Annotated in this window: 11 protein-coding genes; 7 read left to right on the top strand and 4 right to left on the bottom strand. The window is 33.0% G+C overall.

Features of this window, described 5'->3' with window-relative positions:
• Together IEW40_RS14125 and IEW40_RS03285 are read left to right on the top strand one after the other, a co-directional pair.
• The coding region (locus IEW40_RS14125) for a GDP-mannose 4,6-dehydratase (RefSeq protein WP_229663357.1) at window positions 1-414 on the top strand (414 nt) is incomplete at its 5' end.
• Between the two features lie 8 nt (window positions 415-422).
• The gene (locus tag IEW40_RS03285) at window positions 423-860 is read left to right on the top strand and encodes an adenylyltransferase/cytidyltransferase family protein (protein WP_188616652.1); all 438 of its coding nucleotides are present in this window, start codon (window positions 423-425) and stop codon (window positions 858-860) included.
• Between the two features lie 56 nt (window positions 861-916).
• Here the strand turns inward: IEW40_RS03285 and IEW40_RS03280 are convergent, their stop codons facing one another.
• The 4 genes from IEW40_RS03280 to pnuC form a co-directional block, all read right to left on the bottom strand.
• A complete protein-coding gene (locus IEW40_RS03280) occupies window positions 917-3439 on the bottom strand; it encodes a TonB-dependent receptor (RefSeq protein WP_188616651.1) in 2523 nt (840 codons plus the stop codon).
• Between the two features lie 155 nt (window positions 3440-3594).
• The gene (gene mltG / locus IEW40_RS03275) at window positions 3595-4629 is read right to left on the bottom strand and encodes an endolytic transglycosylase MltG (RefSeq protein ID WP_188616650.1); all 1035 of its coding nucleotides are present in this window, start codon (window positions 4627-4629) and stop codon (window positions 3595-3597) included.
• A gap of 85 nt (window positions 4630-4714) precedes the next feature.
• Entirely contained in the window at window positions 4715-5488 is a 774-nt protein-coding gene (dapF, locus tag IEW40_RS03270) for a diaminopimelate epimerase (RefSeq protein ID WP_188616649.1), read from the bottom strand.
• Between the two features lie 79 nt (window positions 5489-5567).
• Window positions 5568-6242: a nicotinamide riboside transporter PnuC gene (pnuC, locus tag IEW40_RS03265; RefSeq protein ID WP_188616648.1), complete on the bottom strand. Its 675-nt coding sequence runs from the start codon at window positions 6240-6242 to the stop codon at window positions 5568-5570.
• A 175-nt stretch (window positions 6243-6417) separates the two neighbouring features.
• Between pnuC and IEW40_RS03260 the strand changes: the two genes are divergently transcribed.
• From IEW40_RS03260 to secD, 5 genes are all read left to right on the top strand, one after another.
• Window positions 6418-7959, top strand: a complete 1542-nt coding sequence (locus IEW40_RS03260) for an APC family permease (protein WP_188616647.1) — start codon at window positions 6418-6420, stop codon at window positions 7957-7959.
• Between the two features lie 56 nt (window positions 7960-8015).
• A complete protein-coding gene (locus tag IEW40_RS03255; protein WP_188616646.1) occupies window positions 8016-9029 on the top strand; it encodes a WD40/YVTN/BNR-like repeat-containing protein in 1014 nt (337 codons plus the stop codon).
• Between the two features lie 126 nt (window positions 9030-9155).
• Entirely contained in the window at window positions 9156-10565 is a 1410-nt protein-coding gene (gene hemN, locus IEW40_RS03250) for an oxygen-independent coproporphyrinogen III oxidase (RefSeq protein WP_188616645.1), read from the top strand.
• Window positions 10566-10616: 51 nt separating this feature from the next.
• Window positions 10617-11051: a hypothetical protein gene (locus tag IEW40_RS03245; RefSeq protein WP_188616644.1), complete on the top strand. Its 435-nt coding sequence runs from the start codon at window positions 10617-10619 to the stop codon at window positions 11049-11051.
• 163 nt (window positions 11052-11214) lie between these two features.
• The gene (gene secD / locus IEW40_RS03240; RefSeq protein WP_188616643.1) at window positions 11215-14106 is read left to right on the top strand and encodes a protein translocase subunit SecD; all 2892 of its coding nucleotides are present in this window, start codon (window positions 11215-11217) and stop codon (window positions 14104-14106) included.
• Window positions 14107-14141 lie beyond the last annotated feature (35 nt).

Below are 14141 nucleotides of genomic sequence, written 5' to 3'. Positions count from 1 at the left end.
GTGATGCAAACGGCGGCAGGAATTAGAGAAAAGCTATCGGTTTGGGGAAATGATTATCCTACCGAAGACGGAACCGCGGTTAGAGATTACATTTATGTAGTTGATCTTGCCAAAGCACACGTAAAAGCGTTACAGAAACTCATTAATTCTACAGAAAAAACTCAAATCGATATTTACAATTTGGGAACAGGAAAAGGTAGTTCGGTTTTGGAGGTGGTTCATGCATTTGAAAGTGCAAATAATGTGAAAGTTCCGTACCAAATATGCGAAAGAAGAGCAGGTGATATTACCATTGCCTATGCCAATGCAGACAAAGCCGAAAAAGAACTCGGTTGGAAATCTGAAACTTCTTTGGAAGAAGCATTGCGCACCACTTGGCAATGGCAAAAATATTTAGAAACAAGAGAAAAATAAATAATTATATGAAAACACAAAAAATAGGCATTACATTTTCGTCTTTTGATTTGCTTCATGCAGGACATATCAAAATGCTAGAAGAAGCAAAAACAGTTTGCGATTATCTTATCGTAGGTTTACAATTAGACCCTTCTTATGATAGACCAACTAAAAATAAGCCTACACAAACTGTAGTAGAAAGGTATATTCAATTGAAAGCAGTAAATGCTGTAGATGAGATTATTCCATATTACACCGAACAAGATTTAGAAGATATTTTAAGGTCTTTTGTGATAGATGTTAGAATTATTGGAGAAGAGTATAGAGACAAAGATTTCACAGGAAGACAATATTGTGAGGAAAAAGGAATCGAAATTTTTTACAACAAAAGAGACCATCGTTTTTCTTCTACCGACCTTAGAAAAAGAATCTACGAAGCAGAAAAAGCCAAAGCGTTATCATAAGTTTTATTCTATAAAAAGTAAAAAATCCCGAAATTTTTCGGGATTTTTTTTGAATTTTACATAGGTGGCATATCATCACCGCCTTGGTCATTATTATTAATGTCTTTTTTACGTTTTTGATTTTCTACTTTTTCGCCTTGTTTAAATCTGTAGCTTAATGATACAGTAAATGTTCTAGGCATCATTTGCATATAAGAAGAGTTAGTATAAGTTTCTGTTGTAAATTCAGTTTCTCTGGCTCTTGTGTTGAAAATATCTTGAATGTTAAAACTAATGGTTCCGTTTCCTTTCCAGATGGTCCTATTTGCACCTAAGCTGATTGCATACATCGCTTTTTGTTCGTTGCTTGCTGTTTTTTGTCCACCTCTATAAAAAGATTGAATTTGGAAACTTGTGTTTTTGTCAGGGCGGAAGGTATTCGTTAATCTAATTCTAGAAGAAAAACCATCACCGTTGTAATTAACTCCTTTGTATTCTCCTTTTGTTTTATAACCAAATAAATCTAAATTTGCCATCACTTTCCACCATTTGGTAATGTCTAAACTTGTATTAAGGTCTAAACCATAAGTTTGCTCAGTTCCTAGATTGATTGGTTTAGTCGTAATTACTGTATTGTTATTAGCGTCTAAAGTTCTTTCCTGATACATTTTAATATCATCTATGGTATTTCTGTAATAGAGAGTAGGAGTAATACTAAATTTAGTTTTTTGTAAACTGTATCCAAATTCGTAAGAGTGTACCAAAGATGGGTTAAGGTCTGGATTTCCTTCAAATAAATTTCTATTATTATTAAGAGACATAAATGGAATAAGGAAGAACGATCTTGGTCTTCTAATTCTTTCGGTGTAGTTTAATAAGAACTGGTTATTTTTAGAAATATCATAACTTAAAAATACGGTAGGGAATAAATTAGTATAATCTTTAGGAACTATTTTGTTAAGGCCATCTGCTCTGTCAAAAGTTAAATCTATATTGGTGTTTTCTGCACGAAGACCTAATTGATAAGACAATTTTTCGCCAATTTTACTTTTAAATTGTGCATAGGCAGCCGAAATTTTTTCGTCATAAACTGTATTGCTTGTATATAATGGCAGTATTTCTGCAGGGCTACCATTTGTACTTCTTGTCACTTCATAGTCATAATCATTTTTATTTGCATCAAACCTTAATCCAGCTTCTAATTTTGATTTTTCGCCAATTGGTAATTCATAATCAGATTTTAATAAAATAGTTCTGTTTTTGGAGTTTTGCTTGCTCACATCATTTCCAAAAGAGGCAGGGGAAGTTTCCCTAATGTCTGAATTATTTTCGTTGTTAGAGTTTTGAAAACTAGCTGCAAAGGAAATCAATTGTCCATTATCATCGATTTTGTGGTCTAAACTAGCATCTGCCTGAAAAGATAAATTTTTTCCTAACCCATTGCTAAAACGGTTTGTGTTTTGAAGAAAACTACCTGTATCACTGTATATATTTTCAGCATAATCTGTGTTAGATTTGCTATCACTATCAGAACCACGTAACATAAGAGAGGTGCTAAATGTAGTTTTGGACGAAAAATCATAAGATAAACCTGTTGTTACATTATAACTTTTGTTATAATTATTGGTAACACTTTCTTGGTGAGAATTAAGCAACGTATTATTTACAGGAGAAATAACAGTGGTATTAAGAGTATAATCATTTCTTGAGGTAAATTTTCCTTCATTGTAACCACCACCACCATTAATGTAATAAGTGAGATTTCCTTTTCTCCAGCTTAAGTTGGTATTAAGTCTTGTAGTAGGTAAATAGCCTAAAGTACCTTCTACGCTTCCATTAAATCCTGTTTTTTTAGATTTTTTAAGGATAATGTTTAATATTCCGGCAGTTCCTGCTGATTCAAATTTAGAAGAAGGGTTAGTAATTACTTCTATTTTTTCTATTTGATCTGCTGGTATAGATTGTAGCGCGTTTGCGTTATCATCTATTCCTAGCATAGAAGATGGTTTGCCATTAATTAAGAATCTTACGTTAGAGTTTCCTCTCATAGAAACAGTGCCGTCTGTTTCTACCGAAACTGATGGTACATTTTGTAAAATATCTTGTAAATTTCCTCCTTTAGAAGTGATATCTGCACTTACATCATAAGTCCTTTTGTCAAGTTCTACTTTGTAAGGTTTAGTAGCAGCAGTAAGCGTTACACCTTCTATATCTTTGGTTTTCGTATTGGTAGTAGTAGCTTCTTGTTCTAATTTTAAATCACCAAGGTTATTAGCTCCTACAGTAATTTGTTTGGTTATTATTGTTTTTTTGAAATCTATCGCTTCTATCGTGATTTCGTAAGTGCCAGCAATTAAATTTAAACTGAAGTTTCCCTTGTCATCCGTAAGTGTAGCGTCACTATAGAGCGTAGAATTTTCTTTTACAGTTTTGTTTTTGAAGGTTACTGAGGCATAGGGAACAGCATTCTTTTGGGTATCCACAATTTTTCCTGAAATCTGCTGCTTTTCTTGTGCGAAAGCTATTGCCGAAGCAGTGAGCACAATTGTTAAGCCTAATGTTCTTCTTCTTAATTGTGTAATGTTCTCAATGTTAATCATTTTTCTTTTTTTAGCGAAGCAAATTGTATTTTTACTTCGTGGTTAGCATTTTATTTTATTATGAAATGATGGTGCAATTTCTATCTTGTTTCGTTTAATTAGACGAAATTTTTCTTAGATTGTTAAATGTTGAAATTGTTAAAAGATGTTAAACTTTACTTTATTTGTCGAGAGTTTAACCAATCTTGGTATTCTTTAGCATTTTTGGCATGCTCTGCATCGTTATCTGTAAATTTATGGTAGCCCATTCTTTTTGGGTCTGCACACATAAAGATATAGTGATGATTTTCAGCGTTTAAAACGGCGTCTACCGAACTTTTGTCTACAATACAAATTGGCCCAGGAGGAATACCAGCCACAGCATAAGTGTTATATGGTGATTGTATTTTTAGATGTTTGTACAGAACTCTTTTGATATCGCTTTTGAAATTATCTTCTTTATTTATGGCGTAAATTACGGTTGGGTCACTTTGCAGTTTCATTCCTTTTTTGTAGCGGTTGAGATACAATCCTGCAATGGTTTTTTGTTCATCTGTTTTTCCGCCAGATTCTTTATAAACAATGGATGCCAAAGCGTAAACTTGGTTTTTAGAAATTCCTAGATTTTTAAGTTTCGATTCTCTTTCTGCAGTCCAAAATTCTTGATAATCTTTTTCAAATTTCTTGAAAAAATCTTCTGGTTTTACTGTCCAGTAAAATTCATAAGTATCAGAAAAGAAGTGATTTTTAAGATCTTCGGCATTATTTAACCCTTTTTCTTGAGCTATTTTATTAAATGAATTGACGAAAGCTAATGAATCTGCTTCGGTTTTTCTAGAAACTCTCCCAATCATCTGATATACCGTACCAAAATCACCTATTCTAAAAGAGTTTGGCGTTTGGTTTCCTGCTTTAATCATGTTGACCAATTGACTATTGTCTGCGCCAGATTCTATTTTATAACGACCTGGTTTTATTTTTTGGTTAAGATTTTTTTGAAGAGCTACTTCCTTGAAACTTTCCTTATTTTTCAGAAAAGGCGAGATAGAGTCAATAACTTGCTCAAAATTAGCACCAGTAGGCACAAGAATATAACCTTCTTTCTCTACATTGCTCAATTTATACTTTTTTAAAAATTTAAATGCAAAATATCCTCCCACTATTAATAGAACTAAAGCTATTATGGCGATGATAGAAAACCCTTTTTTCATATTGAATAATTGATAAATAATAATTGATAAAAGATGAATGATAAATAATTTTGTATCATTTGTCTTCCAACTTCGAACTTTTTGACTAAAGACTAATTTTCCCTTTGAAAACTTGTTTTGCAGGGCCTTCTAACCAAACGTTTTTGAAACCGTTTTCGTTTTCTTCTGCATAGACTTTAAGATTTCCACCCAAAACTTTTACTTCCACTTTGTCTGTTTTGTGGTTTTTCATGTAGGTTGCAGCACAAGCGGTAACTCCTGTTCCACAGCTGTAGGTTTCGTCTTCTACACCACGTTCGTAGGTTCTTACAAATAGATGGTTGGGTTCTAGTTCTTCTACAAAATTTACATTGATGCCTTCTTTTGCATAGCTTTCAGAATTTCTAATGTCATAACCGTTTTGGTAAACATTATAATTTTCTACATTTTCTACATATTTCACAAAATGAGGCGAGCCTGTATTCAATTCGTAGTCATTATCAATGTTTTTGATGGTTTCAATATCAATCATTTTTAGTTTTACGATGCCATTTTTAATTTCAGCTTCGTGTAAACCGTCAATTGCATTAAAAGTACATTTCTCTTCGAAAACATCTAAAAAATGAGCAAAAGCAACCAGACATCTTCCGCCATTTCCACACATAGTAGATTCGTTTCCGTCAGAATTGTAATAGACCATCGTAAAATCTACATTTTTACCATTTTCTAATAAAATTAAACCATCTCCACCTATCCCGAAACGTCTGTCGCAAAGGTTTTTGATGGTTTCGGTGTCTTTCGGGAAACTAAGGTCACGGTTGTCTATCATTACAAAATCATTGCCTGTGCCTTGATATTTATAGAATTCTATTGTAGTCATTTTAATGAAAATAATTGCAAAAATAAGCAAAAGCTTTTGATTATTTTGTTTGAAAATTTAGATTGTAATGATTGAGCTTTTAACTTATTTTTTGGGAAGACCTTTTCCATTCGAAATAGCCTTTAAAAGCCATGATTGTAAATACAATATATTGTAGAGAAGTAATGCCTAAGCCTTTGTAAATCATCATAGGAACACAGATGATGTCACCAATTATCCAAAAAATCCAGTTTTCAACTTTTCGTTTTGCCATTAGCCACATTCCTACCAAAAAAATAGCTGTGGTAAAAACATCTAACCAATTAGCCCAATCTAGATGCTCAAAGCCTAATGCTTGTTCTATTTTTTTAGTGAAAATAAATTGATGGTCTATCAATGGTTTGTAATAATACACCAAACTTACCAAACCTAAACTCAATAAAAATAGGAAGATAGAAAAAATCCAGTCTTTTTTATCTGCCCAAGAAACATTTACATGTACATGGTCTTCTGAACTTTTAGACCAAAGAACCCAACCATAAACGCTCATGATACTGTAATAAACATTAATCATGCAATCTCCTAAAAGCCCAAACACGAAGAGAATATACACATATAGCGTAGTGGAAATAATGCCGGTAGGATAGACCCAAATGTTTTTTTTAATAGAAAAATACACACTCAGCATTCCAAAAGTAGCCGCAATAAATTCTAAAAATATTTGGAATAGGGTGTAACTTTCGTAGGGTTTTAAGAAAAGTTCATAAAAAATCATAATTCAAAAGTAGTGTTTTTGAGAAGAATTTAAAATATAAATTACAAATTTCGTGTCGAATACTTATTTTTTTGAGGGGTATTCTCATTTAATTCAAATAAAATTGAGTTATAAGTGTTAATAATTCATAAATTTTCATATTTTTGGGAACATAAAATTAACAAACAAAAAAATTATGTCGAATATTTGGATTAAAAAACCGATGAGTGCCTATGAAGCAGATATCAAGAAAAGTCAACTAAAGAGAGTTCTTGGTAAGTGGAGTCTTACGGCTATTGGGATTGGAGCAATCATCGGAGGTGGGATTTTTGTTCTCACAGGAACTGGTGCTTACTATAATGCAGGACCAGCATTAGCATTGTCATTTGTAATTGCAGGGATTGCATGTGTTTTTGCAGCTTTGTGTTATGCAGAATTTGCATCTATTTTGCCTGTAGAAGGTTCTGCTTATGCCTATGCATATGGAACAGTAGGTGAAATTTTTGCTTGGATTATTGGTTGGGGATTGATACTAGAATATGCAATGGGCTCTATGACGGTGGCTGTTTCTTGGTCTGGTTATTTTGGTAAATTACTTAAAATGTTTGGTATACATTTGCCAGATTGGTTAACTACAGATCCTCAAACTTATGCTGCAGCAGGAAATACTGGTTTTGCTATGAATTTACCAGCTTTTTTAATCGTATTAGTAGTTATTTCTATATTATTAAGAGGAACCAAAGGTGCAGCAAAAGCTAATAACTTTATTGTAATGCTAAAGGTAGCGGCTATTATATTTGTAATTGTTGCAGGTGCATTTTTTATAGACCCAGCTAACTGGACTCCATTTATTCCAGCTCAAACCGTAATTACAGAAAATGGTGTTTCTCACAATGCATACGGAGTTGCTGGTATTATTGCTGGTGCTTCTGCTATTTTCTTCGCTTATGTAGGTTTCGATGCAGTTTCTACACAAGCTGGTGAAGCTATTAATCCTAAGAAGGATGTACCGTTTGCCATTATCGCTTCTTTATTAATTTGTACGTTACTATATATTTTAGTATCATTGGTTTTAACAGGGATGATGCATTATTCAGATTTTAATCCACTAGGTAAATATCCAGATGCTATAAAAGCACCAGTTGCTTATGCTTTTGATATTGCTGGTCAGGCTTGGGCTGGTTATATTATTACCATTGCTGCTACAGTAGGACTTATTTCTGTATTAATGGTAATGATTATGGGGCAGTCTAGAATTTTCTTAGGAATGTCTAAAGATGGTTTAATTCCTCAAACATTTTCTAAAGTAAATGTTGAAACGGGTGTTCCAAGCAAAAACTTAATGATTTTAGGAGGGCTTATTTCTACCGTAGCTGCTTTTACACCAATCAATGATTTAGCACATATGACAAGTTTCGGAACTTTGTTTGCTTTTACAATGGTTTGCGTGGCAGTATGGGTTTTGAGAGTAAAAGAACCAAATCTACAGAGAAATTTCAGAGTACCAGCTCTACCAGTAATTGCTGTTTGTGGAATTTTAATTAATGTTTATTTGATTATCAACTTAAGTATTGAAGCACAAACATATTCTGCTATTTGGTTAGTATTAGGATTTATTATTTATTTCTTATACAGTAGAAGACACTCAAAGCTTCAAAATGGAGGCTTCGGAGAAACTTTCAAAGCTGAGCAAGAACCATTACAAGATGTTGATATTGATTTACACGATAAAGATTAAAAATTCATCATACTAAATTCCGCACCCGTTGCGGAATTTTTTTTATTTTTGGATTTATGAGAAAAATAGCAGTTTTATTGATTTTGTGTTTTCAAGTTTTCAATGCTCAGAAACTTGATTTTAGTCTTTTATTAAAAGATAAAATCAGCATTAGAGCCATACAGATTGTAGATGGTAAGGTTTATTATGCAGGTACAGATGCTAAGCTAGGTTATGTACATCTAAAAGACACCATCAGAAAAAAGCAAGTGAGGTTATCAAAAGAAAAAATAGAATTCAGGACTTTAGCGCATTATGACCAATTGCTTTACACAGCTAATATAGAAAGTCCAGCATATTTTTACAAAATTGATAAAAGAGATTTATCTTACGAAATTTTTTATAAAGACACCCTTAGAACCGCATTTTACGATGCTTTTTCTTATGATAAAAACGGAAGAGGAATCGCCATAAGTGACCCTACCAAAAAAAATAAAGCGCATTTTAGAATTTTCACCAAGAAAAATTACAATCAAGATGACGGAATTATCCCATTGTATAATGATGGCGAAGCTCATTTTGCGGCCAGCAATACCAATATTGCTACCATAGGAAATACCGTTTGGATTGCAACAGGTGGCAAAACTTCTAGGATTTTTAAATTCACTTGGGACAAGCCTTTTCATTGGGATGTTTTTAGTACGCCATTTGTAAACGGAGCCAATTCTACAGGAATTTATTCTATAGATTTTTACAATAAAAAATTAGGAATTGCCGTTGGTGGAGATTATACCCAACAAAAGGACAACATTAATAATATTGCGGTAACTTCAGACGGAGGAGAAACTTGGCAAAGCGTAGCTTCTGGTAAAAATTCTGGGTATAAAACCTGTGTTAAATACCGACCAAATTCTGGTGGAAAAGAAATAATAGCGGTTGGTGACGGTGATATTTCTTATTCTAATGATTTTGGGCAAACATGGAAAGTGATTTCTGAAGAAAAAAATCTCTACGTAGTAGAATGGATAGATGAAAATATGTTGGTTTTTGCAGGGAAAAATAGAATTCTTAAAGCAGAGTTTTCTAATTAAATGATTACTTATAAATCGGATAATAATCGATGAAAAAATCTATGAACATCTGTGTAATCTGTGGGAAATAAAATTTGTACTTTTGCTCTCTCAAAATTTTAATTCACATAACTCGTAGCTCATAATATGAACTCACTCATCGATAAATACAATATTCCAGGACCTAGATATACTTCGTATCCTACCGTTCCGTATTGGGAAAACGAAAGTTTTTCTTCAGGAAAATGGCAAAATACGGTCATCAAAGCATTTAACGAAAGCAATGCAGAAGAAGGAATTTCTATCTATATTCACCTTCCGTTTTGTGAAAATCTTTGTACTTTTTGCGCTTGTCATAAAAGAATTACCAAACAACACTCGGTAGAAACGCCTTATCTAGAAAGTGTTTTGAAGGAGTGGAAGTTGTACCTTGATTTGTTTAAGTCCGAAGTCGGAAGTCCGAATTCGGAAGAGATTCAATCACTCAATCACTCAATTACTCCCAAATTAAAAGAATTACATCTCGGTGGAGGTACTCCCACTTTTTTCTCACCAGAAAACTTAAAAATTTTATTAGAAGGAATTTTTAGTACCGTAGAAATAGCCGAAAATCCAGAATTTTCTTTTGAAGGTCACCCAAACAATACCACCAAAGAACATTTGCAAACTTTATATGATTTAGGATTCAGAAGATGCAGTTTTGGGGTGCAAGATTATGATTTAAAAGTTCAGAAAGCCATCAATAGAATTCAACCTTTCGAAAATGTAAAAAACGTGACAGAATGGGCAAGAGAAATTGGCTACAAAAGTGTTTCTCACGATTTGGTTTTTGGGTTGCCTCATCAATCTTGGGAAGCTATGGAATTGACCATCAGAAAAACCCTCGAATTAAAGCCAGATAGACTCGCATTTTATTCTTATGCTCACGTTCCTTGGATAAAAGGAGTTGGGCAAAGAGGTTTTGATGAAAATGATTTGCCAAGCGGCGAAGAAAAACGCAAACTTTACGAAAACGGAAAAAAATTGCTGGAAGATTTAGGGTATATAGAAGTGGGAATGGATCATTTTTCTCTAGAAAGTGACGATTTGTACCAATCTTTAATTCAAAAAAAGCTGCATCGTAATTTTATGGGTTACACTTCTAGCAATACGCAATTGATGGTAGGTTTGGGGATGTCTGCGATTTCGGATTCTTGGTATGGTTTTGCACAAAACGAAAAAACAGTAGAAGATTACCAAAAAAGAGTGGAAGAAGGCAAAATTCCGGTTTTCCGAGGACATATTTTAAACGAAGAAGATTTAATCATCAGAAGACATATTCTCAATCTGATGTGCCATTTAGAAACCGAGTTTACGGATAAAAATACATTTGCAGAATTGCCAGAAGCATTAGAAAAATTAAAGGAAATGCAAGAAGATGGTTTGGTAGAATTGTCAGAAGATTTTGTAAAAATTACAGAAAAAGGCAGAGTTTTTACCAGAAATGTTGCCATGGCATTTGACCTGAGAATGATGAGAAAAATGCCTGAAACGAGGCTGTTTTCTATGACGGTTTAATTTTTTGTGGAAGAGTTTTAGAGTGTTAGATTGGGAGAGAAATTTTATATTATGAAATCATTTTTAATAAATTTTGTTTCTCTAGTTTTGTTAGTTTCTTGTAATAAAATAGAAACTAATGATACTTTGAATAAATCTAATATTAGCTTAATACAGGATTTAAATCTTATAGATGAAAATGAAAAAATTATTAAGTTTTATTCAGAGTATAGAAAAGAAAATTCAGGGAATTTTTTTACGAATAAAAGGGTTGCAAAATATTGGATTGATAAAGAAGATGAAAGTAAAAATGTAATTTATTCTGCATTTTATAAAGATATAAAGTCTATTGACACTATTTACAACGCTGGATTAACGTATTGTCCATATTTAATGATTAACAAAATAGACGGTACCTCTTTTAAAGTAAGTGTAGAAGGTAGTAAAGCTGAAGTGAAATCATTTTTTGAGGATTTGCTTAAAGAATGGGATAATAACAAGAAGTAAGCTTTAATTTAATTTATTTGATTAACATATATTTAAATCTTTGATTTATCAAAGATTTTTTTATTTTGCTATTTATCAAAAAATCATGTAAACAAAATTCTTATTTAAACTGAAAATCATTATATTTGCCGACTATAATTTTAAATGTTGTAAACTATAAACAATGCAAGGAAAAGGACTTATTACGATTGTAGCAATTGTTCTTGGGCTTATTTGTATCAATGAATTACTGCCAACTTGGTATGCAAGCAAGATAGAAAAAGAAGCAAAAGCTATTGCAGGAGATGATGAAGCTAAGTATAATAAAGAATTAGCACGTCTTTCTAAGGATACCTTAAACTTAGGTTTTACTAAACTCAATTACCCTGAAGCTAAGCAAAAAGAAATGAAGCTTGGTCTAGACTTAAAAGGGGGTATTAATGTTTTACTAGAAATTAATCAAAGAGATTTGGTGAATGATTTAACCAATTATTCTACCAATCCTATCGTGATTGAAGCACTAGACAAAACAGATTTAGTTCAGAGAAATTCTACAAAACCTTATATCGAAGATTTCTTTACTCAGTTTGAAGAACTTAACAAAGCTAAAGGTGCTAACCTGAAATTAGCTAGCCCAGAAGTTTTTGGAACCCAAAAATTAAGTAGCGAAATTAAGTTCAATACTACTGATGATCAAGTAAAATCTATCATCAGAAAGAAAATTGATGCTTCTGTAGGTACAGCTTTCGAGGTAATAAGAACCAGAATTGATAAAATGGGCGCCGTACAACCAAATGTACAACGTGTTCCTGGAACTGGTAGAATTGCGGTAGAAATGCCAGGTATCAAAGATAAAGATAAAGTGAAAAAAATGCTTTCTACTTCTGCAAAATTGCAGTTCTGGGAAGTACAACAAATCAACGAAGTATATCCTTATCTTGAGCAATTATCTAAAATTGTTCCTTTAAAAGCAGATTCTATTGGTGTTGCTAAAAACACCAATTTAATGAATATGCTACAGCTACAGTCTCTAAGACAAGCTGGAGTAGGGAATATTAAATTATCTGATACTGCTGCGATAAATAAAATTATCAATAGCAATATTGCAATAAAATTAAGACCGGCTAATCTTAAGTTTACAAAATTTATGTGGGCTTACAAACCAGAAACTGAAAGCCCAGACAATTTAGTTTTATTTGCAATCAGAGGTAATATCAACGGGAAAGCTCCAGTAGATGGTGCAGTAGATAATGCCAATATCAACTATGATAACTTAGGTAGAATAGTGGTAGATATGCAAATGGATACCGAAGGTGCTAGATCTTGGGCTACTCTTACTGAGAAAAACGTAGGTAAACCTGTTGCTGTAACGCTAGATAATATCGTGTATACCGCTCCAAATGTTAATCAAAAAATTACAGGTGGTAGATCTCAGATTTCTGGTAACTTTACTCAAGAAGAAGCTAAAGATTTAACGGATGTTCTAGGTGCGGGTAAATTACCTGCTTCTGCTAAAGTGGTTCAGTCTGATGTAGTAGGGCCCTCTTTAGGTCAAGAATCTATTGATTCTGGGTTAATGTCTTTCTTCATCGCATTCTTAATTATCGTTGCCTACATTATTTTCTACTATGGTGGTGCTGGTGTTTATGCGATTATTGCCATGATATTCAACTTGTTTTACCTTTTTGGTATCATGGATTCCATCAATGCTACACTTACGCTTCCTGGTATCGCAGGGATTGTACTTACCATGGCAATTGCAGTGGATACCAATGTAATTATCTACGAAAGAACCAAAGAAGAATTATTTGCTGGTAAATCCATCAAACAAGCATATACAGATGGTTTCAAACACGCACTAAGTGCAATTATAGATGGTCACCTTACTTCATTGCTTACTGCTTTAGTATTATTTATTTTTGGTACAGGTCCTATCAAAGGATTTGCGGTAACTACAGGTATTGGTTTGATTATGACTTTCTTTACTTCGGTACTTTTATCTAGAGTAATGATTTTCCATAGATTAAATAAAGGTAAATCTCTTTCTGTTTGGACTCCAGTGACTAAAAATTGGTTCAGAAATATCTGGATAGATTTTATTGGAAAAAGAAAGTATGCCTATGTATTCTCTACTATTCTTACCATTGCTAGTATTATTTCTATTGTAACGCTAGGTTTCAAAACCGGGGTAGATTTCAAAGGAGGTAGAAGTTATGTAGTTAGATTTGATAAAAATATAGAATCTACAAAAGCTCACGAGTCTTTGGCTAAATTATTTGTTGAAAAAGGAGAGCAACAAGCTGTAGATGTAAAAACTTTTGGTAGTGATAATCAATTAAAGATTACTACCGATTATAAAATTAACGACGAATCAGTAGCAGCAGATTTAGATATTGAACAAAAACTTTTTGAAGGATTAAAACAATTTTTACCTGCAAAAACTACTTTGGATGATTTTAAGGATGCCAATAAAGGTGAAGTAGGAGTGGTTTCTTCTACTAAAGTGGGACCTACGGTTGCTGATGATATCAAAACAGGGGGTACTCTTGCCGTTTTAGCATCTTTGTTAGGGATTTTCATTTATATCTTATTTAGATTTGATAAGTGGCAGTTCTCTCTAGGTGCTGTAGCAGCTTTAGCGCATGATGCGATTATTATCCTTGGATTCTTCTCGTTCTTCAAGAATATGATGCCATTTAATATGGAAATTAACCAAGATTTTATTGCAGCTATTCTTACCGTCCTCGGTTACTCGATAAACGATACCGTGATTGTATTTGACAGAATTAGAGAATATCTTAGAGAGAAAAAATCTCTTACATTGGCAGGTTTATTTGATGATTCTATTTCTAGTACATTAGGTAGAACATTCAATACTTCTTTCACTGTAATTCTAGTGATTTTAGCCATCTTCTTCTTCGGAGGTGAGAACCTTAGAGGATTTATGTTTGCGCTATTCCTAGGTATTTTCTTCGGTACTTATTCTTCAGTTTTCATCGCTTCTGCATTAGCATATGAATTCCTTAAGACAGGTAAAGAGGAATCTCCACACGAAAGGACAACATCTAACATATAGATAAAAGCGCTCTTCGGAGCGCTTTTTTATTGGAA

Origin of the sequence: Cloacibacterium rupense, assembly GCF_014645495.1 — a bacterium.
GTDB lineage: Bacteria > Bacteroidota > Bacteroidia > Flavobacteriales > Weeksellaceae > Cloacibacterium > Cloacibacterium rupense.
This window is presented reverse-complemented; position numbering and strand designations above follow the sequence as displayed.